22 protein-coding genes are annotated in these 24,087 nt (G+C 63.6%); 6 read left to right on the forward strand and 16 right to left on the reverse strand.

The annotated features are described in order from the left end of the window. Positions 1-116 precede the first annotated feature (116 nt). The gene (locus NHH73_04875; GenBank protein USX27642.1) at positions 117-1,430 is read left to right on the forward strand and encodes an MFS transporter; all 1,314 of its coding nucleotides are present in this window, start codon (positions 117-119) and stop codon (positions 1,428-1,430) included. A gap of 32 nt (positions 1,431-1,462) precedes the next feature. Here the strand turns inward: NHH73_04875 and NHH73_04880 are convergent, their stop codons facing one another. The 7 genes from NHH73_04880 to NHH73_04910 form a co-directional block, all read right to left on the reverse strand. Beyond that, on the reverse strand, positions 1,463-4,057 hold the full coding sequence (locus tag NHH73_04880; GenBank protein USX27643.1) for a chemotaxis protein CheW: 2,595 nt from the start codon (positions 4,055-4,057) through the stop codon (positions 1,463-1,465). A 112-nt stretch (positions 4,058-4,169) separates the two neighbouring features. Then, complete coding sequence (locus NHH73_04885; GenBank protein ID USX27644.1) at positions 4,170-4,460, reverse strand: PsiF family protein; 291 nt, start codon at positions 4,458-4,460, stop codon at positions 4,170-4,172. 220 nt (positions 4,461-4,680) lie between these two features. Beyond that, a complete protein-coding gene (locus tag NHH73_04890) occupies positions 4,681-6,216 on the reverse strand; it encodes a tryptophan 7-halogenase (protein ID USX27645.1) in 1,536 nt (511 codons plus the stop codon). A gap of 12 nt (positions 6,217-6,228) precedes the next feature. Beyond that, on the reverse strand, positions 6,229-7,245 hold the full coding sequence (locus NHH73_04895; protein USX27646.1) for a cupin-like domain-containing protein: 1,017 nt from the start codon (positions 7,243-7,245) through the stop codon (positions 6,229-6,231). After that, complete coding sequence (locus NHH73_04900) at positions 7,238-7,948, reverse strand: SapC family protein (GenBank protein ID USX27647.1); 711 nt, start codon at positions 7,946-7,948, stop codon at positions 7,238-7,240. Before NHH73_04900 ends, NHH73_04895 begins: the two co-directional genes overlap by 8 nt. Positions 7,949-7,967: 19 nt before the next feature. Continuing rightward, the gene (locus NHH73_04905) at positions 7,968-9,482 is read right to left on the reverse strand and encodes a tryptophan 7-halogenase (protein ID USX27648.1); all 1,515 of its coding nucleotides are present in this window, start codon (positions 9,480-9,482) and stop codon (positions 7,968-7,970) included. Positions 9,483-9,604: 122 nt separating this feature from the next. Further along, a complete protein-coding gene (locus NHH73_04910; GenBank protein ID USX27649.1) occupies positions 9,605-12,613 on the reverse strand; it encodes a TonB-dependent receptor in 3,009 nt (1,002 codons plus the stop codon). Positions 12,614-12,886: 273 nt separating this feature from the next. Here NHH73_04910 and NHH73_04915 point away from each other — a divergent pair, with 273 nt between their 5' ends. Continuing rightward, the gene (locus tag NHH73_04915; GenBank protein ID USX27650.1) at positions 12,887-13,897 is read left to right on the forward strand and encodes a LacI family DNA-binding transcriptional regulator; all 1,011 of its coding nucleotides are present in this window, start codon (positions 12,887-12,889) and stop codon (positions 13,895-13,897) included. Between the two features lie 169 nt (positions 13,898-14,066). Here the strand turns inward: NHH73_04915 and NHH73_04920 are convergent, their stop codons facing one another. Genes NHH73_04920 through NHH73_04930 form a run of 3 tightly spaced genes read right to left on the reverse strand, consistent with a single transcriptional unit; the run spans position 14,067 to position 16,010 of the window. After that, positions 14,067-14,495, reverse strand: a complete 429-nt coding sequence (locus tag NHH73_04920; protein ID USX27651.1) for a DUF2177 family protein — start codon at positions 14,493-14,495, stop codon at positions 14,067-14,069. Between the two features lie 27 nt (positions 14,496-14,522). Continuing rightward, entirely contained in the window at positions 14,523-15,200 is a 678-nt protein-coding gene (locus tag NHH73_04925) for a type 1 glutamine amidotransferase domain-containing protein (GenBank protein USX27652.1), read from the reverse strand. A gap of 18 nt (positions 15,201-15,218) precedes the next feature. Continuing rightward, positions 15,219-16,010, reverse strand: a complete 792-nt coding sequence (locus NHH73_04930; GenBank protein ID USX29558.1) for a metal-dependent hydrolase — start codon at positions 16,008-16,010, stop codon at positions 15,219-15,221. 160 nt (positions 16,011-16,170) lie between these two features. On the opposite strand from NHH73_04930, the gene NHH73_04935 reads away from it, so the two are divergent. Beyond that, on the forward strand, positions 16,171-16,746 hold the full coding sequence (locus NHH73_04935; protein ID USX27653.1) for a histidine phosphatase family protein: 576 nt from the start codon (positions 16,171-16,173) through the stop codon (positions 16,744-16,746). Between the two features lie 54 nt (positions 16,747-16,800). Here the strand turns inward: NHH73_04935 and NHH73_04940 are convergent, their stop codons facing one another. The 3 genes from NHH73_04940 to NHH73_04950 are packed head-to-tail and all read right to left on the reverse strand — an operon-like array spanning position 16,801 to position 18,602. Next, positions 16,801-17,223, reverse strand: a complete 423-nt coding sequence (locus tag NHH73_04940; GenBank protein USX27654.1) for a TerB family tellurite resistance protein — start codon at positions 17,221-17,223, stop codon at positions 16,801-16,803. A gap of 30 nt (positions 17,224-17,253) precedes the next feature. After that, on the reverse strand, positions 17,254-18,210 hold the full coding sequence (locus NHH73_04945) for a TerC family protein (GenBank protein ID USX27655.1): 957 nt from the start codon (positions 18,208-18,210) through the stop codon (positions 17,254-17,256). A gap of 26 nt (positions 18,211-18,236) precedes the next feature. Further along, entirely contained in the window at positions 18,237-18,602 is a 366-nt protein-coding gene (locus tag NHH73_04950; GenBank protein ID USX27656.1) for an HPF/RaiA family ribosome-associated protein, read from the reverse strand. 116 nt (positions 18,603-18,718) lie between these two features. On the opposite strand from NHH73_04950, the gene nhaR reads away from it, so the two are divergent. Next, positions 18,719-19,618, forward strand: a complete 900-nt coding sequence (gene nhaR, locus NHH73_04955; GenBank protein USX27657.1) for a transcriptional activator NhaR — start codon at positions 18,719-18,721, stop codon at positions 19,616-19,618. 71 nt (positions 19,619-19,689) lie between these two features. Here nhaR and NHH73_04960 read toward each other — a convergent pair whose 3' ends face one another. The 3 genes from NHH73_04960 to NHH73_04970 form a co-directional block, all read right to left on the reverse strand. Continuing rightward, positions 19,690-20,145: a fasciclin domain-containing protein gene (locus NHH73_04960; protein ID USX27658.1), complete on the reverse strand. Its 456-nt coding sequence runs from the start codon at positions 20,143-20,145 to the stop codon at positions 19,690-19,692. A 138-nt stretch (positions 20,146-20,283) separates the two neighbouring features. Further along, the gene (locus tag NHH73_04965; protein USX27659.1) at positions 20,284-20,754 is read right to left on the reverse strand and encodes a nuclear transport factor 2 family protein; all 471 of its coding nucleotides are present in this window, start codon (positions 20,752-20,754) and stop codon (positions 20,284-20,286) included. Between the two features lie 363 nt (positions 20,755-21,117). Then, entirely contained in the window at positions 21,118-21,585 is a 468-nt protein-coding gene (locus tag NHH73_04970; GenBank protein ID USX27660.1) for a hypothetical protein, read from the reverse strand. 376 nt (positions 21,586-21,961) lie between these two features. On the opposite strand from NHH73_04970, the gene NHH73_04975 reads away from it, so the two are divergent. Continuing rightward, positions 21,962-22,627 (forward strand): response regulator transcription factor, encoded by a 666-nt coding sequence (locus NHH73_04975; GenBank protein ID USX27661.1) that lies wholly within the window; start codon positions 21,962-21,964, stop codon positions 22,625-22,627. Continuing rightward, on the forward strand, positions 22,617-23,984 hold the full coding sequence (locus tag NHH73_04980) for an ATP-binding protein (GenBank protein ID USX27662.1): 1,368 nt from the start codon (positions 22,617-22,619) through the stop codon (positions 23,982-23,984). The genes NHH73_04975 and NHH73_04980 overlap by 11 nt, the downstream gene beginning before the upstream one ends. Positions 23,985-24,087 lie beyond the last annotated feature (103 nt).

The raw sequence follows: 24,087 nt of genomic DNA on the forward strand, positions 1-24,087 counted from the left end.
TGCGCTGCGGCTACATTTGGCCGCGCGGCGCCGTCCGGCCCAAGCTCGCTAGCGTCGAGCAAGTCAGGTCCAAAGCGCGTATGATCCCGAACAAACCGTACCGCACCGAGGACCCCATGACATCCACCGCCTTACAAAAAAACGCGCAATCCCGCCCCGGCACCGTTTTCCGCGTCGTCAGCGGAAATTTCATGGAGATGTTCGACTTCTTCCTGTTCGGGTTCTACGCCACCGCCATCGCCAACGCCTTCTTCCCGGCGGGCGACGAGCTGGCGTCGCTGATGATGACCTTCATGACCTTCGGCGCCGGCTTCCTGATGCGGCCACTGGGCGCCATCTTCCTCGGCGCCTATGTCGACCGCGTCGGCCGCCGCAAGGGGTTGATCGTCACCTTGGCGCTGATGGCCATGGGCACCTTGCTGATCGCCTGCGTGCCGGGCTACGCCACCATCGGTTACGCGGCGCCGCTGCTGGTGCTCACCGGTCGCCTGCTGCAAGGCTTCTCGGCCGGCGTGGAACTGGGCGGCGTGTCGGTCTACCTGGCCGAAATGGCGACGCCGGGCCGCAAGGGCTTTTATGTCAGCTGGCAGTCGGCCAGCCAGCAGGTCGCCGTGGTGGCCGCCGCCGCGCTGGGCTTCGGCTTGAACAAGTGGCTCACGCCGGCGCAGGTGGGCGAGTGGGGCTGGCGCATTCCGTTCTTCGTCGGCTGCATGATCGTGCCGGTGCTGTTCGTGATCCGCCGCTCGCTGCAGGAAACCGAGGAGTTCAAGGCGCGCAAGCACCGCCCCGAGGTCAAGGAGATTTTCCGCTCGATGCTGAACAACTGGGCGCTGGTCATCTCCGGCATGATGCTGGTGGCGATGACCACCGTGTCGTTCTACCTGATCACCGTTTATACGCCGACCTTTGGCAAGAGCGTGCTGCACCTGACCACCAGCGCGGCGCTGATCGTCACCCTGTGCGTCGGTGTGTCCAACTTCATTTGGCTGCCGGTGATGGGCGCCTTGTCGGACCGCGTCGGCCGCCGTCCGCTGTTGCTGTGCTTTTCGGCGCTGGCGATCCTGACCGCGTATCCGGCGCTGCACTGGCTGGTCAATTCCCCCAGCTTCGCCCACATGCTGGAAGTGGAACTGTGGCTGTCCTTCCTGTACGCCAGCTACAACGGCGCGATGGTGGTGGCGCTGACCGAAGTGATGCCGGTGGAAGTGCGCACGGTCGGCTTCTCGCTGGCCTACAGCCTGGCGACGGCGGTGTTCGGCGGCTTCACGCCGGCGATCGCCACGGGCCTGATCGAATACACGGGCGACAAGAGCGCGCCGGGTTGGTGGATGACCTTCGCCGCCGCCTGCGGCCTGTGCGCCACGCTGATCCTGTACCGCCGCCAGCGCCTGCAGGATGCGGAAACCCCGGCCGGAAAGATGGCCGCTTAAGAAGGCGAAGAATCGCGCGCGGCCTGCCGCCGTCAGGTGCGCAGGCGCGCGAACAGGCGCTCGATATCGAGTTCCTGTATCAGCAGACTGCCCTGGTTGGCCTTGATCAGGCGTGGCGCCAGGGTCGACTCGCCAGACCCCAGGGGCGATTCGGTCATGTCGCTGGCGTCGAACTGCTGCACCGAATGCAGATCGTCAACCAGCAGGCCGACGGTGCTGTCGCCCAGGTGCACCAGCATCACCTGGCTGTTGTCGGTCACGACACCGGCTTTGCCGGTCGCCAGCAGCGCCAGGTCGAACACCCACACAAAATGTTTTTTACCGCCGGCCAGCGGCACGTCCAGCATGCCGAGGCGCGCCGGGTTGTTGCCGGCCGCCTTATTCACCTTGGCGAAGGGCACGGCCTCCTGTATCCGCGCCGCCTTCAGCGCCATCAGGGTGCGGCCGGCGTAGAAGATGGCGAAATCCGGGCCGGTGTCGCTGCGGCGCTCGATCTGCGCCGACGGCACCGGCATCGCCGATTTGTCGCGCTCCGGGCCGAACGATTCGATCAGCACCGATAGCACCGGTTGCTCAATGTCCGCGTTGGCGCCGGCACGGAACTCGCGATATCCCGAGGCGCGCGTGCACGCCGCGATCACATATTGGCCGCCATGCAGCATGATGCGCGCGACGCTGGCGCCGTCGCCTTCGCCGTTACAGGCCGCCGCCAACAGGCCGGCGTCCAGCGCCAGGGTATCGCCGGGCGCGCAAGCCGGGTCGGTGGACGACAGGATGCGGCGTTCCGGCGTGATGAAGAAGGCGTGCATGTTCGGGCGTCCGGCCACGCCGCTGTGCAGCATGTTGAGCAGCTCCGGACGCGAATCGAACACGATGCCGATGCCGCCCACCACCGTGGAGGTTTGTTCCGGATGACGGATCGCGGCGTGATAAATGAAAGTCGGCTCGCCGCCGTACAAGGCCGATGGCATGAACGGCTCGGGATAGTGATCCAGTTCGCCGCGCAGCGCGCAAACGCGGCCCAGCGTGGCGCCATCGATATGGGTGCCGATGCTGGTCGGTTCTTCATCGCTTTCGCCGGTGCTGGCGACGATGCGGCCGGTGCGGTCGTAGACGAACAGGCGCGCGTAGACGGTGTACAGGCTGTTGATGTAGGCGAGGACCTCGCTCATCGCGGTCGCTTGGTCGGCGGAAGGATAGGCCAGGCCGCGCCGCAGCTGCGCCGTCAACGCCCACCAGCGGCAATCGTTGGCGCGTTCGTACAGATTGCGGTCCAGCATATCGACCAGCAGCCGCGAGGTCAGTTCGGCCTCGCTGATGCTGGCGGTGAGCACGGTCTGGTACAGGTCCTGGATCGAACGCGAAAAAATCGCATCGCTGCGGCCACCGGTCTCGGTGATCTGATCGAGCACGGTATTGAGCTTGTTGACATTGCCGTTGTGATGTCCGTGGCCTTGGTCGTCCACCTGGTCGTTGGCGGCGCTGGTGACCTTGCCGTTCCAGACGATGCGTTCGATGGTGCGGGTGGTGCGCGTCACCGCGCTCATTAACTCGTGCAGGGTGGGGCTGAAGGCCTGCGCGTGCGACAGCAGGCCCTCGATCAACCGCGGATCGACGCCGCCCAGCGCATCGGCGCCGGCGTTTCGGAAGGCCAGATCGACGGGCATCATCAACTGCCCCTTCCAGCCCGGCGGGCCGGGATAGCCCTGATAGCCGTCGGAGCGGAAGGTGCGCACCAGGTATTCGCGGCCGCCGAACATCAGCAGCTGCGGCGCGCCGTCGACATTGGTCGGCACCTTGACGCCGGCCGGTATCCACAGCGGATCGGCGCTGCTGATGACGCGGTCCTGCGCATCGAGCAGCAGCATGTTGGCGCGCTGCGACGGGTCGCGGTAGGACGCGAAGATGGCATCCATCTCCTGCTCGAAATTGAAGCAAAGGCATAGCACACCGGCCGGCTCGCCGCTGTCAGGGTGCAGCATGCGGTGCGAATAGACCAGCGCGCGCGGTTTACCGGGCCGCAGGTCGGTGGCGCGGAAGGTCTCCACATAGCCGGAAGCGGCCAGCGTTTCGGCCAGCAGCGGATCGCGGCTGTGCGATACCGGCGTGGCGGTATCGGCCTGCACCAGCACGCGCCCGTCCAGGTCCAGCAGCAGGATCTCGTCGTAGACGGTGTATTTGTCGCGGTAGTCGGACAGGCGCTGGCGGGCCGCTTGGATGCCGCCGTCGCCCGCATTTTCGTCACCTTCATCGCCATCGATCGCCGCGACAAAGCGGCACAGATCGACGTCGGTGGCCAGGAATCCGACATCGGCGGTGCGTTCGAACAGGTTGCGGACCAGGATATCGATCGCGTAGCGCGCCTGGGTGCCCAGGTCGGCCAGCACGTGGCGCACCTTTTCCTGCACCAGATTGGCGATCAGCGCCCGTTCCAGCTGCGCGAAACCGGTGCGCGTGGCCACCATCGCCGGCAGCAGCAGGCGCGCCTCGGCCGGGCAATTCATCTTGGCCGACGACTCGATGAGCTGCCACATTTGATTCAGTTCGCGCAGCGACAATTCGCAGCGCGCGACGTCCGGCATATAAGGCAAAAAAGTGTCGGAGTTGGCGGCGAGTGGCGTTTTCATATCCTCGATTCGACACAAAAAAAGTATTTCCACTGCAATTTTTATGCCAGACAGGAAAGAGTCTGCCGCAAAAAAAAACGCCACCCGGTGGGGATGGCGTTCGACCGCGCTGTTAAGCCTTGTTACTGAGACATGTTTTCATGAATGCCTTGCGGTCGTCGCCTTTTTTCCCGGTGGCGTCGGCATTACATTTTTTCATCTTGTCTTGCTGGGTCACTTTCGCTTCCGGCGCCGCCGGCTTCGCGCTCAGGCATTCCTTCATAAAGGCCTTACGCTCATCGCCTTTTTTTCCCGTCGCATCGGCGTTACAGGTTTTCATCTTGCTTTGCTGGGCTGTCGGCTCGGCGGCGAACACGGCGCCGCTCAGGGACAGGATCAGGCTGGCAACGAACAGTTTTTTCATCATGGTTTCCTCTGCGGTCAAATGCGAATGGTTGGGCTTGGGGCCACATGAAGACTATAACTGAAGATGCTGCCGCCAGGACAGTTTCCCGTCGCCATCCAGATTACGGCTCGGTAATTTTTAATCCGGGGTCAGGTCCTCCAATTCTACACAAGCACAGCCGTCGACGGTGCTACAGCCGGGATCGTGTAGAAATAGTGGACCTGACCCCGGAGTTGCTTTAGGCGGCTTTGACCGATTCGGCGCGGCCGCAGTAGCGTTGGACGTAGGCCTGGTGCGTCGGCAGCTGAACCACCGTGCGGTCGACGTTGGATTTGATGTTGCCGAGGAATTGCCGGAGCTCTTCGTCGCCCATCAGGTCGGCCGTTTGGTGGTGCGAGCGTGGCATGATGCCTTGGCCGAGCATCACCTGGATCCACGAGTTTTCGGCGAACAGTTCGTTCGGGACGCGGAACACGCGGCCCGTTTCGCGGAAAAGATCGATGCGGTGCTTGAGCGAGTCCGGGATGCTCATCTCGCGGCAGTCGATCCAGAACTGCGAGTCGGTGCGGTTGTTGACGTGGTAGTGCAGGATGATGAAGTCGCGTATGTGCTCGATCTCGTGGTTGCACTGGGCGTTGTATTCCTCGATGTCGGTCTGGCGCACGCCGTCCGAGGGGAACATCTGCATCAACCGCACCACGCTGCGCTGGATCAGGTGGATGCTGGTCGATTCGATCGGTTCGAGGAAGCCGCTCGACAGACCGATGGCGACGACGTTGCCCTTCCAGGTTTGCTTGCGCTGGCACGGCTTGAACTTGATCACGCGCGGTTCGATCAGGGTGCGGCCTTCGACATTGGCCAGCAGTTGCTTGCGCGCCGTGTCGTCGTCCAGGTAGCGGCTCGAGTAGACGATGCCGTTGCCGACGCGGTGCTGCAGCGGGATGCGCCATTGCCAGCCCGCCTGGTGCGCCATGGAGCGCGTCAGTGGAATGGCGTCGTCCACCGATTCGGTTTGCACGGCGATCGCGCGGTCGCAGAACAGCCATTGCGACCAGTCCTCCATCGGTTCTTCCATCGCGTCGCCGATCAGCAGCCCGCGGAAGCCGGTGCAGTCGATGAACAAGTCGCCTTCGATCTCCTGACCCGATTCAAGCACGATCGAGCGCACGTCGCCGCGCCTTTCGCCTTCCTCATGTTTGGTGTAGCGGACGATCTTGCCCTCGATCCGCTGCACGCCGCGCGGTTCGCTCAGGCGGCGCAGGTATTTGGCGTAGCGGCTCGCGTCCAGGTGGTAGGCGTAGTTCATGCCGTTGTTGGGCAGGTGCGCGAAGCGGTGCTCCAGCGACGCTTTGAGCTCCAGGCAGTAGTCGCCGTAGTCGCTGGCCAGCCCGCGTTCGACGCCCTTGTGCCAGAAGTGCTGGAAGCCGGCCGTCCAGTGATCGACGCCGGTGAAGCCGAAGGAGTGGATGTAGTTCTCCTTGACGTTGCGCCATTCCTCGAAGGAGATGCCCAGCTTGAAGGTGGCCTGGGTCTCGGCCATGAATTCCTGCTCGTTGATCTCCAGCAGATTGTGGAAGTTCATCAGGGTCGGGATGGTCGCTTCGCCCACGCCGACCGTGCCGATTTCGTCGGACTCGATCAGTTTGATGTCGAGGCGCTTGCCCAGCACCTTGGCGATGCCTGCGGCGACCATCCAGCCGGCGGTGCCGCCGCCGCAGATGACAACGCGGCGCACCGCTTGTCGTTTGTTCGACTCTTTGTTTTGGTCTTGCATTTGCCGGTCTCCTTAGCGGTTCAGCTTTTTTAGTATTTGGGCGCGCAACGCGCGCGCGCCGTCGGCCGTCAGTGGCGCTAGCACGTGGCGGGCCGCTTCGGGTATATGTTGCGCCGTTTCTTCGTCGGCTTCGAATATGTAGTGGCGAAACACTTCCTGCCACGCCTTGCGTTGTTCCGGCGGCAGCCCGCGCATCGTCAGGAAGGCCGTCATCAGGGCGTTGGTCGGCGTGTCCATGAATTCCGGCGTGCGCTGCCACCAGTAGTTGACCAGCACATTGAAGGCGTCGAGCGCTTCGATGTGGTGCCACCACATGCTCGGGATGAACAGGGCGTCGCCCGGCCCGAGCACCGCGCTTTGCGCATGTTCCAGCGCCTCCGCGTAGCGCGGGTATTTGACGAAGTCCGGGTTCAGCATGTCCACCAGGCTGATGGCCTGGCCGGCCGGCGTGAAGTCGAGCGGGCCGATATACAGGTTCTTCAGCTGCTCCGGCGGGAACAGCATGAAGCGCCGGTGGCCGGCCGCCACCACCGCCAGGTTGTCCGGCACGTCGTAGTGGGCGGCGATGCGGGTGCGGTTGCCGATCCAGATGCTCATCAAGGCGTCGCGGCCGCCCAGATCGAGGTCGTTGTGGTCGCGGAAGCCGGGCAGGCAGGTTTCGACGCTGGTCGAGCCCACGTACACGGTCGGCGGCTTCTCCATGTCGCGCTTGACGCGGATTTCATCGAGCACGCCGGTCAGCTTGGCGTGCACCGGATAGAAATTGAAGCCGCTCATGTCTTCGTTGTAGAAGAAGCGGCCCTCGGCCTCCGGTGGTCCCAGCATGGCGCCGACCGTGGCGCCGCTGGCGGCGTCGCCGTAGAAGCGGCGCAAGTAGGCGTCGCCCAGTTCGTGCGATTCGCGCGCCGCCCGCACCATCGGCCAGCCGGCGGCCACGCCGCGCAGCACGATGGGCTGGGTGGCGGTCAGGATGTCGTCGGTCAGCCCGTTCGGGCCGACGCCGGCGATTTCGCGTATCGCTTTAGGCATGGAGCGCGTTCTTGCGGTCGATCAGCGCGCGGAAGTTCGACAGCGACGCGAGCACCATGTAGATCGGATGCAGGTGGCCGCCCGCGTGCAGCTTGGCGATGACGTCGCCGCTCAAGCCTGCCAGCCGGTCCTCGTTGATCGTGTAGAAGCCGGCCAGGCGGTTTTGCGAGCCGTCGTCCAGGCCCACGTCGAGCACGAAGCTCTCCAGCAGCTCGTGCTCCACCAAGGTGGCCAGGAACAGCGGCATGTCCTGCATGCCGTTGTGGATCGCCGCCAGCAGCGAGTTGACGCGCTCCAGGTAATCGGTGGTGCCGCCGTGCGGCTTGAAGACTTCCTCGCCTTCGCTGTCGCTGACGCGCGGGTTCTCGATATCGATGTGGATCGTCATGTCCTGGCCATCGGGGCCGCCCATGCCGATCAGGAAGGGCTGGCGCTCGACCAGCATCGGGATGTAGACCGCGTCCCAGCGCTCGCCCTGCAGGAACAGGTTCTCGCCCTCCTGGAAGCCGAGCAGCGCGATCGGCTCGAAGCCCACGCCGTCGGTGGTCTGGCGGAACACGATCGGGTAGCACGCCTGGATGTTGCGGAATTCGGCGGGGAAGGTGGGCGCTGCCATCTGGGCGTCGCCGAAGCGCGCGCCGCGACGGGTGATCACGCGCAGGTTCTTGTGTTCGACGTTGTTGAGTAATACTGGTTTTGGCATGACTTGTCTCGAATGATAATTATGTGCGAAGTCCGTGGCGTTTGATGTGCTCTATCAGCTCGCGGTTGGTGGGAAGTGCGTCCAGCATCTTCTGTGTCAGGTTGGCCGCTTCGCGGAAATAGCCGTCGGCCATCGCCGCTTCGTGCGGATGCTGCTTGGTGAATTCGGTGGTGCGGCCCATGCCGTACAGGATGTACTGATAGCTGGCCGACGGGAACACTTCTTCGATGCGGTGGAAGTCGCTGCGCGAGGGCGCGCGGTGGCGCCACAAGGTCAACAGCTCGCCCAGCCGCTCCGGCACGCCTTCTGCTGAGGTGTTGTCGCGCCAGTAGGCGCTGTCGCGGCGCTTGCTCAGCACGTAGTGCAGCTTGAGGAAGTCGATCACCCGCTCCCAGCGGTAGGTGAAGTGCTCGTTGAAGCGTTTGGCGACGATGTCCATCGCCGCGCGCGTGGCCGGCATGTCGTCGCTGACCATGGCGGCCGACATTTCCACCAGCGCCAGGGCCGACGCTTCCAGCGGCTCGATGAAGCCGGCCGACAGGCCGATGGCGACGCAGTTGCGATGCCAGAATTTGGCGCGGTAGCCGGGCTCGAAGGTCAGCTTGCGCGGCGTCGGGATGTCCGCCGGTCCGCCGGTCGCGACGATATAGGCGCGCAATTCCGCCTCGGCCTGGTCGTCGCCGATGTGCGCGCCGGAGTAGACGTGGCCGACGCCGCGCCGCGTCGGCAGGCCGATGTCCCAGATCCAGCCGGCGCTTTGCGCCGTCGACGAGGTTTGCGAGGCGATCGGATAGTTGTCATCGGGGTAGGGGATTTGCACCGCCAGCGCCGAGTCGTTGTACAGCACGTGCTTTTGCGAAATGAAGTCGATGTCATAGTGCTTGCCCAGCAGCAGCGATTGCATGCCGGTGCAGTCGATGAACAGATCGCCTTCGAGCGCGCCGTGGCGCTGCGTTTGCAGCGAGGCGATGTCGCCGTTGGCGGCGGAGTGGATGCCTGTGACATGGTCCGGCACGTAGCGCACGCCCAGGTTCTCCAGGCAATGCTTGCGCAGGAACAGGCCGAACTTGCCGGCGTCCAGATGGTAGCCGTAGTTGGCGACGGCGGCAAATTCCGGCGTGGCGGCCTGCTTGGGCGCCTTGCCGCGCGCGCACAGGTGCGGCTGGTAGCTGACCAGGTCGGCGAACGGCACGCCCGGATGCTGCGCCAGCCAGTGCTCCGGCATGTTCGCCTCGCCGTAACCTTGCGGCAACACGAACGGGTGGAAGTAATAGTCGTTGTCGGCGCCGGTGCACCAGCGGTTGAAGCGCGAGCCCTGCTTGAACGAGGCGTCGCATTCGCGGAAAAAGTCGGATTCGGACACGCCGATGCGGCGCAAGGTGTCGCGCATGCTCGGCCAGGTGCCTTCGCCGACGCCGATCGGGGCGACATCGGGCGATTCGATCAGCGTGACCTGCAGTCCCTCGGGCGAGGTTGCGCGGTGTTCGGCCGCGATCAGGCCGGCGGTGAGCCAACCGGCCGATCCGCCACCCACTATCACTATCCGTCGGATCAGCTCATTGGCCATTCGATGTCCCAGATTATTGCGGAAAGTATAACCGACAAGGCCGCTGTCGGGCAGCGGCCTTGTCCTTCGGGGGTTGTAATTACACTACATCAGAACTTGTAGCGCGCCCCCAGCATGTAGCGCGGCCCGGCCTGGGTGACCGATTCCACCGCCTGTTTGGTGCGCCCGTGCACCCGCTGGATCGAGTTGCCGGCGTTGATCACCTCGAATTGCAGGCTGATGTTTTTGTTGTAGTTCCAGCCAATGCTCAGGTCGATCTGGCCGTAGGCCTCGGTGTATTGCGGGTTCGGGCCGTAGGCATCAAAGGTCGACGACAGGAACTCGCCGCGCCAGTTGTAGGCCAGGCGCGCGGTCCACTTGTCGTTTTCGAAGATGCCGACGACGTTGGACGAGTTGCTCAGCCCCACCAGCGCGAACTGCTCGCCCAGCCTGGCGTTGTCGTACTTCAGGCCCGAGTTCACATACGTGTAATTGGTCGAGATGCCGAAGCCGCTGCTGCCGAACATGTGCTGCAGGTTCACCTCGATGCCGTCCAGGCTGGCCTTCTTCTGGTTGGCGAAGGAGTTGATCTTGAAGTTGGCGATCGGATCGCTCGGCTGGCCGACGATGGTGCCGGTGGCGTTGCCGGTGCCGTTGTCGTCCGGTCCGCGCGTCACGCCCGGCGCCGTCGGGTGGGTGCGGAAGATGTAGTTGCGGATACAGGTGGTGTCGGCCGTGGTGCAGCCGTTGGCAAGCGCCTCGTTCCACAAGGCGCCGCCGACCGGCGTGTGCAGGTTGAACGGGGTGGCGTTGAAGGTCGACTGGCCGGCGTAGTTGGTCAGGTCCTTGCGGAAGTAGCCCAGCGAGAAGAAGTTCTGCTGGCCGTAATACCATTCGTAGGACAGGTCCAGGTTCTTCGACTTGACCGGTTTCAGGGCCGGATTGCCCTGGTTGCCGCTGCCGCCGTCGACCCGCGCCAGCGAGTTGAGGGTGGTGCCGCCCTGGATCTGGTCGTAGCGCGGCCGGCCGATGCTTTGGCCGTAGCTCAGGCGCAGCTTCTGGGTCGGCGTCAGTTCGATGTCGGAATCCAGGCTCGGCAGGATGTTGTGGTACTTGCCGGTCAGTGTGGTGAAGGTCGGCGCGCCGAAGGCGACCGGCAACTCGTTCTGCGACACCCAGCTGATGCTGGTGGCGGCCGGCACCAGCGCGGTCGAGACCACGTCGGTCTTCTCGTAGCGCACGCCGAGCGCGGTGCGGATCGGCAACGCCGTGTCCCAATCCGTGTTGAACTGGATGTAGGCCGACTTCGATTTTTCCTCGACGCGCGAGTCGTTGTCGAAGGTGGTCTTCGGCAGGTACAGCGCCGGCAGGCCGGAGGCGCTGGCCGCCAGCTTGCGCACCTGGTCGAAGTTGAAGGTGTAGAACTGGTTGAACAGCGCCGGGTTGTCGCTGCCGTCGATCTTGTCGAAGTACTGGCGAATGGTGTCCTTGTGCCAGACGTTGCTTGGATAGTCGGCCGCCTTGGTGGCGCCGCCCCAGGTGTCGCGCTGGTTGTTGGAGAAGGCCGAGCGGTTGTCGACCTTGGTGCTGCCGGCGCCGAATTTCAGTTCGGACGCTTCGAACACTTTCAACGCGCCCTTGACCTGCGCCTGCTCGACTTCGCCGCGCATGTACGAATTGGTGAAGTTCGAGCCGGTCACTTGCTGGCCGGCCTTGGTGAAGTCCACGCCGTCCATGCTCAGCACCGGGAAGTCCTGGCTGAAGTTGGCCGTGGTGGTGCCACGGCTGAAGCTGGCCGTGCCGAGCGTGTTGCTCGAGCCGAACGGGCTGTCGGCGCCGGAGGTGGCCGTCGAGCGGTGCGCGTCCAGTTCAAGGCGCAGGTCGTTGGTCGGCTTCCAGACGGCGTTGAAGCCGAGCGACTTGTTTTGCGTTTTGGTGGCGAAGTCGGCGCCGCCCATGGCCACGTCCGAGGTGCCGATGGTCGGATCGTTGGCGTTGCGCGGGATGATTTCGGTGTAGCTCAGCGGGCTCGATACCGGACCCTTGGTCCAGGAACTGGCCGACGGGCCGAAGTTGAACCAGGCGCTGATGTCGTTGCGCTTGGTCTGTATCTTGTTTTCCGAGTAGGTGTAGTCCAGGGTCGTGACCAGTTCCTTGACCGGCTTGAACTGCAGGGTCAACTGGCCGTTGGTACGCTGGCGCTTGACGCCGTTGAAGTTGTAGTTCAGGTTCTGCGGCACCATGTAGACGTCGTTGGGGCCGGGACGGTTGGTGATGTTTTCCGAACCGGCGGCGCCCGGTTGCGGGATAGAACCCCAGCTGTTCTCGTCGCCGCGCACCGGGCCGTGCCAGCCGCTGGAGACGGCGGCGCTGTTGTAGCCCAGGTTGCGTTCCTGATAGCTGCCGGTGAGGGCGATGCCGAACTTGCCGTCGGCGAAGGTGTTGCTGTAGATGCCGGACAGTTCGGGCGTGGTCGAGTTGCTGGCCTTGACGTCGGCCGGCAGGTTGTCGTTCGAGGTGTCGTAGACGCCCTTGACGCCGAAGCTGGCGTGCAGGCCGGGCCGGTCGAACGGGCGCGCCGTCATCACGTTGACGGTGGCGCCGATGCCGCCGGTCGGGGTGTCGGCGCGGCTGGTTTTATACACTTGCAGCTGCGAGATGGCTTCCGACGCCAGGTTGGCGAAGTCGAAGGCGCGCCCGTTGAGGTCGCCAAGGTTGGAGGTCGGCATCTGGCGCCCGTTGAGCAGCACCATGTTGAAGTCGGGGCCGACGCCGCGCACGGTGATCTTCGAGCCCTCGCCGATCGAGCGGTCGATCGACACGCCGGAGATGCGCTGCAGCGACTCGGCCAGGTTGGTGTCGGGGAACTTGCCGATGTCCTCGGCGACGATGCCGTCGACCACGCCGTCGGAATTGCGCTTCAGGTTCATCGACGAGATCAGCGCCTGGCGCAGGCCCGTCACCACCACGCTTTGCACCACCGGCGCCTCGCCGGCCATGTCGACCGGCGCCGCTTGCACCGCCGCCGGGGTTTGCGCCAGCGCCGGCAGGGCGGTGGCCACGAATGCGCCGGCCACGGCCAGGGTCATCAGTTTTTGTCGTGTGTTTGGATAATGCATGTTGTCTCCTCTGTTTTTATAAACCGCTCGCGCGCCGCCCTGCTGTTCCACATCGCCAACCTTCGCCATTATGCCAAACAGCTTGGAAAGGTTTCCATTCGATGCTGGCAAATATAGCATCGTTCGTTTTTTAAAGTCAATTTGGTATCGCGGGTAAACGCCGGAGGTTTTCGTTGACAGGGCAAATCAAGGCGTGCACCATATGGGAACGTTTCCAAAATGAGACACTCGGGATGACCATCCACCTATTTTTCAAGCAAAAGTGACGCGCACGTGGCCACCATCAAAGACGTAGCCCGCCTCGCCGGCGTGGGATTGGGAACCGCTTCGCGGGTGGTCAGCGGCAAGGGTTCGGTGTCGCCGGCGACGGTGGCCAAGGTGCGCGCGGCGATCGAGGCGCTCGACTTCCGGCCGTCGCACGCGGCGCGCTCGCTGCTGTCGGGCAGCAGCCGCATGATCGGCGTCTACATCCCCGTGCTCAGCGGGACGTTTTACACGCCGATCCTGCAGATCATCGACACCGAGCTGCGCACGGCCGGCCTGCACATGGTGGTGGCGTTCGGCGTCGGGCTGGGCGGGGCGCGTCAGCAGGCGATCGAGGGCATCGAGTTTCTCATCGAGCGCGGCTGCGACGGCCTGATCCTGATGACCAATGTGCTGCTGGAGGAGGACATCGCCGCCTTGGGCGCCAAGCAGCACCAGGTGGTGGTGCTCAATCATCACTTCGACAGCATTGCCGGGCAGTGCTTCACGGTCGACCATCAGCTGGGGGGCAGGCTGGCGGCGCGCACGCTGCTCGAGCATGGGCACCGGCGCATCGCCGTCGTTTCAGGACCGTCGAGCTTGCCGGATAACGTGGTGCGTATCGACGCTTTCATGTACGAGCTGGCGGCCCATGGCATCGATACCGGCAAGGTGTGGCTGGTCGAGCGGGACTTTTCGCCGGCCGGCGGCTGGTCGGCGGCCAAGGAGCTGGTGGAGTCGGGCTATGCCTGCACGGCGATGTTTTGCGCCAATGACGAGATGGCGGTCGGGGCGCTGTCGTATTTCCAGGAGGCGGGGATACATGTGCCGAGCGAGTTGTCGGTGATCGGGTATGACGATACGCCGAGCGCGGAGTTCTCGGCGCCGCGCCTGACGACGGTGCACATGCCGTGGCGCGAAATGACGCAGAACGGGCTCAATGCACTGTTGAACGGTTGCTATGATCTGGCGCGGCCGGTGACCCACCAGTATCCGGTGACGATGACGTTGCGGGCGTCGCTGGCGAAGGCGGACGGCTAAGCGCGGATGCTCCAACCGTATTTATTTCTAAAGATACGTAGGGCGGATTAGGCGGCACGCCGTAATCCGCCATCTTTGAGCCGCCGACGGTGCGTGCATGGCGGATTACGCTACGCTAATCCGCCCTACGTTTCTCCACGAGGAAGCTGCCGACCGCAAGCTGCTCCGGTCAGCTGAAACGGTTGGCGGCGGCGTAGCCGGCAACCGCGGCAGCGGCCGACAACAGGCCACCCCAGACGATGTCGATCAACGTCAGCCCCAGCGGCCAGGCTTTCAGCACCGAGTAATTGGTCAGGTCGTAGGTGCCGTAGGCGACCAGCCCGAGCAGGCCGCCGAATATGGCGGCGGTTTGCCAGCTGTGGGCGCGCAAGGCCGGGGCCACCGCGAAGACCAGCACGCCGACGGCGAACAGCAGGTAGAAGGCGGCGGCCGACGCCAGTCTGGGCTGCGCCAGCAGCAGGTCGCCGAGCGCGGCCTTGTAGGCCGGCCCCATGTAGAACGTCAGCCACAGCGCGTCGATCGCAAGCAATGCCAGCAGCGCGGCGCCGTAGCCGAACGCCCATTGCTGCGCGCTGAGGGAAGTGACGGTGTTGTCCATGGGGCGGTCCTTTATCTATTTCAACAGTTACTTCAGCAGTTTCAGCAGTTCTTCGGCGGCGACTTCGGACGACGCCGGATTCTGTCCCGTGACCAGCAAGCCGTCCGTGACCGCGTACGGCTGCCAGTCGCCCAGCTTGGAATACATGCCGCCGCGTTCGCGCAGCATGTCCTCGACCAGGAACGGCACTACCTTGGTCAGGCCGACCGCCTCTTCCTCGGTGTTGGTGAAGCCCGTCACCTTCTTGCTGTTGACCAGCGGCTTGCCGTCCGGGCCGTTCACGTGGCGCAGCACGCCCGGGGCGTGGCAGACGGCGGCGACCGGCTTGCCGGCGGCGATCATCGCTTCGATCAACGCGATCGAGTCGCGGTCTTCGGCCAGGTCCCACAGCGGACCGTGACCGCCCGGATAGAAGACGGCGTCGAAATCGTTGGCCGACACGTCGGACAATTTTCCGGTATTGGCCAGCGCCGCCTGCGCCTGCGGATCGGCCTTGAAGCGTGCGGTGGCTTCGGTTTGGGCGTCGGCTTCGTCGCTCTTGGGATCGAGCGGCGGCTGGCCACCCTTTGGCGACACCAGGGTCAGCTTCGCTCCGGCTTCCTTTAGTTTGTAGTACGGCGCGGCGAATTCCTCGAGCCAGAAGCCGGTTTTCTTGCCGGTGTCGCCCAGTTGGTCGTGCGAAGTCAGTACCATAAGAATGTTCATGTGTTTCCTTTGTGGGGATTAAAAGTCCAGCTTGTCGCCGGGATTGATGGCCATAACTTTGATCTTGCTGTGGCCCAGCGCCGCGCTGTATTCGGCCGGCGTGCCTTTCAGCTGCGGCGTGGTGCCGTAGTGCATCGGGATGACGTAGCGCGGATGCAGCCATTCGCGTGTCGCCATGGCCGCATCCTTCGGGCTCATGACGAAGTGGCCGCCGATCGGCATCAGCGCCAGGTCCGGCTTGTAGTAGTCGCCGATGAATTTCATGTCGCCGAACAGACCGGTGTCGCCCATGTGGTAAATCTTGAAGCCGTTTTCCAGTTCGATGATGTAGCCGACCGGCTCGCCGCCGACGTGCACCTCGTCCTTGCCGGTGGCGGGGTTCTTCCAGCCCAGTTCCGAGCTGTGCTCGGCGTGCACGGCGGTGATCTTGATGTCGGGGCCGAGCGGCGTGACGGTGCCGCTCTTGCCGAAGCGTACCGCTTGCGTGGCCGGCAGGATCTCCAGCGCCGCCACCGATTGCATCAGTCCGGCCGGGCCGTAGACGGGCACGTTGTTCAACTTGGCCAGCGCCGGGGCGTCGGCGAAGTGGTCGTTGTGGCCGTGCGTGACGAGGATCAGGTCGACCTTGCCGAGGGCTTCCAGGTTTTTATAGGCCGGCGGCGTTTTGGGATTGGAGGTCAGCCACGGATCGACGACGATGACCTTGCCGCCCGGCGTGGTGATCTTGAAGGCCGCTTGCCCCAGCCATTGCACTTCCGTCTTGTTGCCCTTGCTGTCCTGGGCCGAGGCGGCGAAGGCGGTGGTGAGCATCAAGGTTGCCGCGACGGCGCGCAGCGTCTTCGATGTGCCTGACATGGGAGGGCTCCTCAAGTGGATTGGATGAACATTCAGCATACGCCACATGCGAAGAGCGCGTCACACGGTCGAGCTGTGCCGCATACTGTCCAAATTGGCTAATTCAGGAGGTGTCATGCTGCGTCGTTCATTTATGGGAATGCTGGCGCTGCTGGGCGCAAGCCCCGCCGGTGCTGGCGATACGGATAGCGCGGCCCTTTGGCGCCGCCTGCGCGAAGGCGGGTACGTGGTGCTGATGCGACACGCGGCGACGGTGCCGGGCGTTGGCGACCCGGAAAACTTTAAGCTCGGAGCGTGCGCTACCCAACGTAATTTGTCCGATCGCGGGCGGGAGGATGCGCGCCGCATCGGCGCGGCCTTCCGCGAGCGGCAGGTGCCGGTGTCGCAGGTGCTGTCGAGCCGGTGGTGCCGCTGCATCGATACGGCGCAGCTGGCGTTCGGCCGGGCGCGGCCGGAAACGATGGTCGATTCGATGTTCAACGATGACGACGCCGCGCGCCAGACCAAGGTGCGCGCGCTGCGGACTTATCTGTCTACGCACAAAGAGGCGGGCAACCTGGTGCTGGTGACGCACGACATCAACATCCGCGTGCTGGTCGGCGAGAGCCTGGCGCAGGGCGAGATGGTGGTGGCGCTGGCGCAGCCGGACGGCGCGCTCAAGTCGGTCGGCGTGCTGCCGCTCCCAAAATGAGAAAAGCCGCCACTGCTTTTCGGCGGTGGCGGCTCCCTGGTTCGTCAGTTCAGCTTAGCGGACCGCCAGCTGCCTGACTTCCTCCTTGACGAAGTGCGACTCCGCCGACCAGACGGCGCAGGCACGGGACAGCAGCTTGGCCTCGGCGTCGGCCAGCACGCCGTCGGCGTCGGCGATGTTCCACATGGCGCGCAGCAGCTGGCGGCGCAACGCCGGGTCCTGGATCTCGCCGAGCAGGGCGTCGATGGTGGCCTCGTCGAGCACCACGTGCTCGTGCTTGACGGAGGTGCTCAGCATGTCCTGGCACAGGTCGTCGACCAGGTCGTGGAAGTTGTCGATATCGATGTCGATGTACTCCAGCAGCCGCGAACGTTGCAGCGCCTGCAGCTCGGACGGCGCCATGTTGCCGTCAACTACCATGCACAGGGCCACGAGTCGGCCAGCGGCGCTGGCGCTATCGGTGTCGTAATGTCTCATTGCGTTACTCCTTCTAATATTCCAATTAACTTATTTCTTGCGCGTCGCATACAGGCTGGCGACGACGCTACCCGCGATCAGCAAAGCCACCACCGACAGCGAGATGTGGACCGGGATGTGTATCCACGGCAGCAACAGCATCTTCAAGCCGATGAAGCACAGCACCAGTGCGAGGCCATATTTGAGCAGGTGGAACCGGTCTGCGATATCGGCCAGCAGGAAGTACAGCGCCCGCAAACCAAGGATCGCGAACATGTTCGACGTGAACACGATGAACGGGTCCGACGTGATGGCGAAAATAGCCGGGATCGAATCGACCGCGAACACCAGGTCGGTCACCTCGATCAGGATCAGCACCAGGAACAGCATGGTCACATAGCGCTTGCCATCTTTCTTCACGAAGAACTTCTCGCCGTGATCGCCTTCCGACACCGGCAGGTGGCGGCGGGCAAACTTCAGCACCGGGTTGTTCTTGACGTCCGGTTCGTTGTCGACGGCCCGGATCATCTGCACGCCGGTGTACAGCAGGAACGCGCCGAACAGGTACAGCACCCAGCTGAACTCCTTCACCACCCACGCGCCGGCCAAAATCATGACGGCACGCATGACGATCGCGCCCAGCACGCCGTAGATCAGCACGCGCCGCTGGTACTCGGCCTTGACCTGGAACGCCGTGAAGATCAGCAGGAAGACGAAGACGTTGTCGACCGACAGGGCTTTCTCGATCAGGTAGCCGGACAGGAACTCCAGCGATTTTTGTTCGGCGATTTCCGCGCCGACGGTGCCGTTCAAATACCACCACAGGCCGCCGTTAAAGGCCAGCGCCAGGCTGAACCAGCCCAGCGACCATGCGCCCGCCTCGCGCAGCGTGACCTTGTGTGCCTTGTTGCCGCCGAAGACCCACAGGTCGACGGCCAGCATCAGCAACACAAAGGCCACGAAGCCCGCCCACATGGGGGCGGTGGCGATGTTCTCGATTCCAGTCATATAGCGCTCTCCGCTTGATTGTTACGTTATCGCCCGTCTTTGCCGTCGGCGTCCTCGTCCGCCGGCGCCAGGGTGGCCACTTTGTCGTGGGTGAATTCGCGGCTGCGCGACAATTGGCGCGCCAGCGCGCGGTCGGCGCGTTCGGCGGCGCGGTCGATCGCGGCGTACATGTCTTCCTCGGTGTCCTCGATGACGACGGTCTTGCCGTTGTCGAGGCTGATCTGAATCTTGCAGCGCTTGTCGCGGCCGCCGCGCGGGCCGTTGATGTCCGACAACCACACGGCCAAGCGGCGGGTCAGTGCCCAGCCCAGCGACGTCTCCAGGCGGCGGTAGACATAGGCGCGCAGGCTCTCGGTAAGGACCAGGCCGTTCGATTGGATTGCGATGTTCATGATCAGTTCCTTTCTTGGTGGATGACAAGACTCATGATAGGGCCGCTCAATCATTCGTACAATTCGAATATACTTGGTTAATTCATCGATTTAACCGATGTATTGAGGGATAGCCAATGGCCACTTTGAACTACAAACACTTGCGCTACTTCTGGATGGTGGCGCGCAGCGGCAGCATCGCCAAGGCCGCCGAGCAGCTGCATTTGACGCCGCAATCGATCTCCGGCCAGCTCACCGAATTCGCCGATACCCTGGGCGTCGAGCTGTTCCGGCGGGTCGGGCGGCGCCTGGAGCTGACCGAAACCGGCAACCGCGTGCTGCGCCACGCGGAGGACATCTTCAGCGCCGGCGACGCCTTGCTGGAAGTCGTTAAGGACCAGTCCGCTACACAAGCTACCACGTTTCGGGTCGGGGTTTCCGATTCGGTGTCGAAGGCGGTGGCCTGCCGCCTGGTCGCGCCGGCGCTGTCGCTGGCCGAGCCGACGCGGCTGATCTGCAGGGAAGGGCGGCTGGCCGCGTTGCTGGCCGACATGGCCGTGCACAAGCTCGACCTGATCATCACCGACCGCGCCATGCCCAGCCATCTGAGCGTGCGCGGCTATAACCACTTGCTGGGCGAAAGCGAGTTGGGCGTGTTCGGCGCGCCGGCCCTGGTGGCGACATTGAGCGGGGCGTTCCCGGAATGTCTGAATAACGTGCCGCTGCTGTTGCCGGGAGAGGATTTCGCCGTGCACGCCAGGCTGATGCAGTGGCTGCACACGCACGTGCCGCGTTTGCGCGTGATCGGCGAGTTCGACGACAGCGCCATGATCAAGGCGTTCGGGCAGTCGGGCGCCGGGCTGTTCTTCGCGCCGGCGGCGATTGCCGACACCATCTGCGCGCAGTACGGCGTGGTGTTGGTCGGCACCATCCCGTCGCTGCGCGAGCAGGTGTATGCGATCACGACCGAGCGGCGCATCAGCCATCCGGCCACGCAGGCGATCCGGCAGGCGGCGCTGGAGACCTTGTCCACGTAACACGCAACGGAAAAGGGCTGTGTTCCGCATTCGCAAAACCCAGCCCGTCGCAATCGTTAAGACTTTAAAGCTTATTTAGGCATGACGACCGTGTCGATGACGTGGATCACGCCGTTGTCGGCGGCGATGTCGGTCTTGGTGACGTGGGCCTTGTCGACCATGACTTTGCCGTCTTTGGCAGTCACGGTCAGCGATTCACCCTGCACGGTCTTGACCTTGCCCGGCTTGACGTCGGCGGCCATTACTTTGCCCGGCACCACGTGGTAGGTCAGGACCTTGGTCAGCGCGGCTTTGTCTTTCAGCAGGGCGTCGAGCTTGGCCTTTGGAATCTTCGCGAAGGCTTCGTCGGTCGGCGCGAAGACGGTGAACGGACCCGGGCCTTTGAGCGTGTCGACCAGGCCGGCCGCTTGCACCGCCGTGACCAGTGTGTTGAACGAGCCGGCCGATTTCGCGGTATCGACGATGTCCGCCGCGTTCGCTGCGCCGAAAGCCATGGTGAAAGCTGCTGCCATCAAGAACTTCTTCATGTAGATCTCCTTTGAGTGAACCGTTTTTGCAACCGGCATGGACACAATATATAGCTGAATATCAATGTTGTCCGCTTGTTGTCGTACCGTGCGAGGAATTATACGGTTCACTAGCGGTTCAATCTGGTATGGTTTTGGTCAATGGCCGTAGCTCAGCACGCGCAGCAGTTTCCAGGTGCCTGCTTCTTTTTCCCAGACCATCGAGAAGCGGTAGACGCCGCAGCCTTCCTTCGCGCCGGGCGCCTCCGCTGAGCAGAAGCGGTGGCTGCCGATGTGCATCGCCCGGTCCGGGCCAGCGGGGAAAACCTCGGCCGTGTCGTTCATGGCCTCGCGGCGCAGCGTGCCCGGTTCCTTGAATTTGTTTTCAAAGATGCGGATGTTGTCGGCGTAGCCCGTCAAGCCGGTACGGTCGTGATAGAACTCCAGCCGGGGGCTGAAGCCTTGTTTCATGGCCGCGATATCGCGCTGGTTGATGGCGCCGAACAGGCGCGCGTCCGCCGCCAGAATCTCCGCGCGCAGGTCGGCCGGTTCGGCGGCCATAACGGGCGAGGCGGGAACGGTGGCAAGCAGCGAGGTAAGCACATAAGCGGTGACGGTCGGTAATTTCATCTGAGCTCCCTGGTTTGAATGATGAGGGCAGCGTACGCTGTTGCCGCCGCCTCGGCGACGCTGATCCGACGAATGGTCGATCTTGTGGGACCGGTGGTCGCTAGGCGGATCCGTACTTAAATCTTAAGAGTGGAGCGAGGACAGCGCCTCCGAGTAGGCCGTTTTAACAAGGTATTCCGGGCCCTCGCCCGGGGGGCCTCCCCGGGGGCCTTCGCGCACGCAGTCTAATTCGGTCGAAGTCGCACTCGTTCGGTCTAATCGCGTCCAAAAAAACTTGCGGGGTCCGCTTCATTAGACCGAAATCGTCTTTGCATTGAAAGCTCTGGACGCGATTAGACGACCGCCTTGTTGGAATGGACCGCATTAGACCGCCGCCACCATCGTTTTAGACCGCCTTTGTGCCACATCCTCGGAATGCCTTCTGTAATTTGCGGCACGGACCCAGTGGTCGTTGCCGGGAAAGCGCAGCCATACGAAGCGCCAGGCATTGCGTCCTTTTGCGTGTCGGTTGGCGAACATGGATGGAGTCAACCACATATCGTCTTCGGAAACGATCCGATCGCCCACTACTTTAGCGAATTCGACGACGTCGCAATAGCTGGTTCGTAGCGTCGTCCCTTCCGGCAAGAAGACATTTTTCCATTGAAAACCGCGTATCGCTTGCCCGTTCCGCAGGGCTAGTCGCGCAGTTTCAGTCGCCAGCCAGCGCTTCACAAGTTCAACCACAAAAGGACCGGGCTTGACGCCGGGACGGGTATCCATCAAAAAGAATTCTAGATTCAAGTAATCGATCACTGGGATGTATATCGCTTGCTTCGCTTCAAATTCCATGATTAGCCCCTTCGAAAATGGTCTAAAAATTAGAGCATCGAATAAAAATATCGTTCGTTTTAGATTTTTGTCTCGACGGACTAGATCAAATTAGATTCTCTTGCCGATTTCATGGCCTGTTTTAGACCCGGGCCACCGTAGTTCAGACTCCATTAGACTCGGAGGGCTTCAATTAGACGGGATTAGACTCATTCCTAAAAGAGGTAACAACCCTGTCGCCTTCGATTTGCCCGCCGCAGTGCTAACAACGGCTCCGTGCGGGGTCGTCTCGTATTGAGGAGAAACGACATGCTTTAAGATTCGTTTCATCTTGCCGCGCCAAACTCGACAGCGTTTTTCCGCCATACTGGCGGCAATTTCCTGCCCGAGTCCCCTTATGCGCATTCTGTTAGTCGAAGACGACACCTCCCTGGGCGAGACCATCCTCGCCTGGCTGCGGCTCGACCAGCACGCCGTCGATTGGGTTCAACGCGGCGATTCTGCCCAGACCGCGCTGATGACCCACCGCTACGATTGCGTGCTGCTCGACCGTGGCTTGCCCGGCCTGTCTGGCGACGCCTTGCTGGCCGAGTTGCGCGCCGCCGGCAACGCCGTGCCGGTCATCCTGATCACCGCCTTCAACGCGCTGGCCGACCGGGTCGAGGGGCTGGACCTTGGCGCCGACGATTACCTGGTCAAGCCGTTCGAGCTGGAGGAGATGTCGGCGCGCATCCGGGCGGCGGTGCGGCGCGGCGCCGACCAGGTGAGCAATGATCTGGTGCACGCCGGCATCGCGCTCAACCTCGACACCAAGCAGGCCAGCCTGGGCGGACAGCCGGTGGCGCTGACCGCGCGCGAATACCACGTGCTGTACGCGCTGCTGCTGCGCAAGAACAGCATCGTCACCCGTGCCCAGATCGAGGAAACCCTGTACGGCTGGGGCGACGAGGTGGAAAGCAACGCCATCGAGGTCTACATCCACAACCTGCGCAAGAAACTGGGCGCCGACAGCATCGTCACCGTTCGCGGCCTCGGCTACCGGCTGAAAAACAATGACGACTAAACCGGCCGATGCGCACCGCGCGCCGTGGTCGCTGCGGCGGCGCCTGCTGGCGGTGATTGTCGCGGCCAGCACCGTGCTGTGGCTGGGGAGCCTCGGCATCGTGACCGTCATCGCATGGCACGAGACCAACGAGGTGTTCGACGACGCGCTGGAGGAGTCCGGCTACATGATCATGGCCGCCACCACCGAGTGGAACGAGCGCGGCTTGCTGGCGTCGGCGCGGCCCGGTGGCGCCAACGGCCGCAAGGTCGACATGCAATACCAGATCGTCGTCGACGGCCGGGTCATCCAGCGCACCAGCGGCGCGCCGGCGCGGCCGTTTGTCACCGGCTTCGACGACAGCCACGGCTTTGCCGATCCCGAATTCGACGAGCGCCGCTGGCGCGTGTTCGTGGTGCGCGACGACGCGCGCCGCTTCGAGGTGCAGGTCGGCCAGAAATACAAGAAGCGCTTCGATATCCTGGAGGAACTTGCCGAGTCGCTGTGGTTACCGGTGCTGGGTTTCCTGGCGCTGCTGGCGCTGGTGTGCTGGGTCTTGACCGGGCGCGTGCTCAAGCCCTTGCACCGCACCGCGTCGGCCATCGCGGCCAAGACGCCGGACGATCTGGCGCTGGTGCCGAGCGCCGGCCAGCCGCGCGAGCTGTTGCCGATCGTGCTGGCGCTGAACGGCGTGCTGGGCCGCCTTGACGCGGCGCTGCAAGCCGAGCGCCGCTTCACCGCCGATGCCGCGCACGAGCTGCGCACGCCGCTGGCCGGGCTGCACATGCACGTGCAGTTGCTGCAGCGGCAGCATCCGGAGCTGGCCGCGTCGTTCCAGAAGCTGCGCCAGGATATCGCGCGCATGACCGGGCTGGTCGACAGCCTGCTGGCGCTGGCGCGACTCGATCCGCTGGCGCGCGAACAACTGGTGCGCCAGCCGGTGGCGTTGGTGCCGCTGTTCGAGCGCTTGCTCGACGAGCATGCGGGCGTGGCCGAACAGCGCGGCATCACCCTGGCCGCGCGCTGCGAGCTGGATCAGGTGGACGCCAACCCGCAGATGCTGGAGATCATGCTGCGCAACCTGATCGACAATGCGCTGCGCTATTGCCCGGCCGGCAGCCGGGTCGAGATCGCGGCGGACCGCATCGCCGGTAGCGGCCGCATTGTCGTGCGCGACGACGGCCCCGGCGTCGACGATGCGAGCCGGCAGCGGCTGACGGAGCGGTTCTTCCGCGTGCTGGGGCAGGGGCAGGGCGGCAGCGGACTGGGTCTGTCGATCGTCAAACGCATCGCCGATTTGCACGGGATCGATATCGTCTTCGGCACAGGCCTCGACGGCCGGGGCTTGGGTGTCACGCTGAAGCTGCCGTCCCGCTAAGGCGGGCCGGTGTGTTCTTTAAGATACGGTTAATGTCCAATCGGTGTAATGCGTCTGTGCCTGCAGTGAACAGCAGGTCCCGATAACGACTTACCACCACAAA

The sequence above is a fragment of the Oxalobacteraceae bacterium OTU3CINTB1 genome, assembly GCA_024123955.1.
Classification (GTDB): domain Bacteria; phylum Pseudomonadota; class Gammaproteobacteria; order Burkholderiales; family Burkholderiaceae_D; genus Rugamonas.

What these genes read in the sequence shown, in the direction of transcription:
- NHH73_04930 (USX29558.1), bottom strand. Translation starts at nt 16,010, where the DNA reads ATGCTCACCACCGCCTTCGCCGCCTCGGCCCAGGACAGCAAGGGCAAC.
- NHH73_04950 (USX27656.1), bottom strand. Translation starts at nt 18,602, where the DNA reads ATGAACATCGCAATCCAATCGAACGGCCTGGTCCTTACCGAGAGCCTG.
- NHH73_04900 (USX27647.1), bottom strand. Translation starts at nt 7,948, where the DNA reads ATGCCAAAACCAGTATTACTCAACAACGTCGAACACAAGAACCTGCGC.
- NHH73_04920 (USX27651.1), bottom strand. Translation starts at nt 14,495, where the DNA reads ATGGACAACACCGTCACTTCCCTCAGCGCGCAGCAATGGGCGTTCGGC.
- NHH73_04960 (USX27658.1), bottom strand. Translation starts at nt 20,145, where the DNA reads ATGAAGAAGTTCTTGATGGCAGCAGCTTTCACCATGGCTTTCGGCGCA.
- NHH73_04880 (USX27643.1), bottom strand. Translation starts at nt 4,057, where the DNA reads ATGAAAACGCCACTCGCCGCCAACTCCGACACTTTTTTGCCTTATATG.
- NHH73_04980 (USX27662.1), top strand. Translation starts at nt 22,617, where the DNA reads ATGACGACTAAACCGGCCGATGCGCACCGCGCGCCGTGGTCGCTGCGG.
- NHH73_04925 (USX27652.1), bottom strand. Translation starts at nt 15,200, where the DNA reads ATGAACATTCTTATGGTACTGACTTCGCACGACCAACTGGGCGACACC.
- NHH73_04910 (USX27649.1), bottom strand. Translation starts at nt 12,613, where the DNA reads ATGCATTATCCAAACACACGACAAAAACTGATGACCCTGGCCGTGGCC.
- NHH73_04970 (USX27660.1), bottom strand. Translation starts at nt 21,585, where the DNA reads ATGGAATTTGAAGCGAAGCAAGCGATATACATCCCAGTGATCGATTAC.
- NHH73_04875 (USX27642.1), top strand. Translation starts at nt 117, where the DNA reads ATGACATCCACCGCCTTACAAAAAAACGCGCAATCCCGCCCCGGCACC.
- NHH73_04975 (USX27661.1), top strand. Translation starts at nt 21,962, where the DNA reads ATGCGCATTCTGTTAGTCGAAGACGACACCTCCCTGGGCGAGACCATC.
- NHH73_04945 (USX27655.1), bottom strand. Translation starts at nt 18,210, where the DNA reads ATGACTGGAATCGAGAACATCGCCACCGCCCCCATGTGGGCGGGCTTC.
- NHH73_04895 (USX27646.1), bottom strand. Translation starts at nt 7,245, where the DNA reads ATGCCTAAAGCGATACGCGAAATCGCCGGCGTCGGCCCGAACGGGCTG.
- NHH73_04935 (USX27653.1), top strand. Translation starts at nt 16,171, where the DNA reads ATGCTGCGTCGTTCATTTATGGGAATGCTGGCGCTGCTGGGCGCAAGC.
- NHH73_04940 (USX27654.1), bottom strand. Translation starts at nt 17,223, where the DNA reads ATGAGACATTACGACACCGATAGCGCCAGCGCCGCTGGCCGACTCGTG.
- NHH73_04885 (USX27644.1), bottom strand. Translation starts at nt 4,460, where the DNA reads ATGAAAAAACTGTTCGTTGCCAGCCTGATCCTGTCCCTGAGCGGCGCC.
- nhaR (USX27657.1), top strand. Translation starts at nt 18,719, where the DNA reads ATGGCCACTTTGAACTACAAACACTTGCGCTACTTCTGGATGGTGGCG.
- NHH73_04890 (USX27645.1), bottom strand. Translation starts at nt 6,216, where the DNA reads ATGCAAGACCAAAACAAAGAGTCGAACAAACGACAAGCGGTGCGCCGC.
- NHH73_04965 (USX27659.1), bottom strand. Translation starts at nt 20,754, where the DNA reads ATGAAATTACCGACCGTCACCGCTTATGTGCTTACCTCGCTGCTTGCC.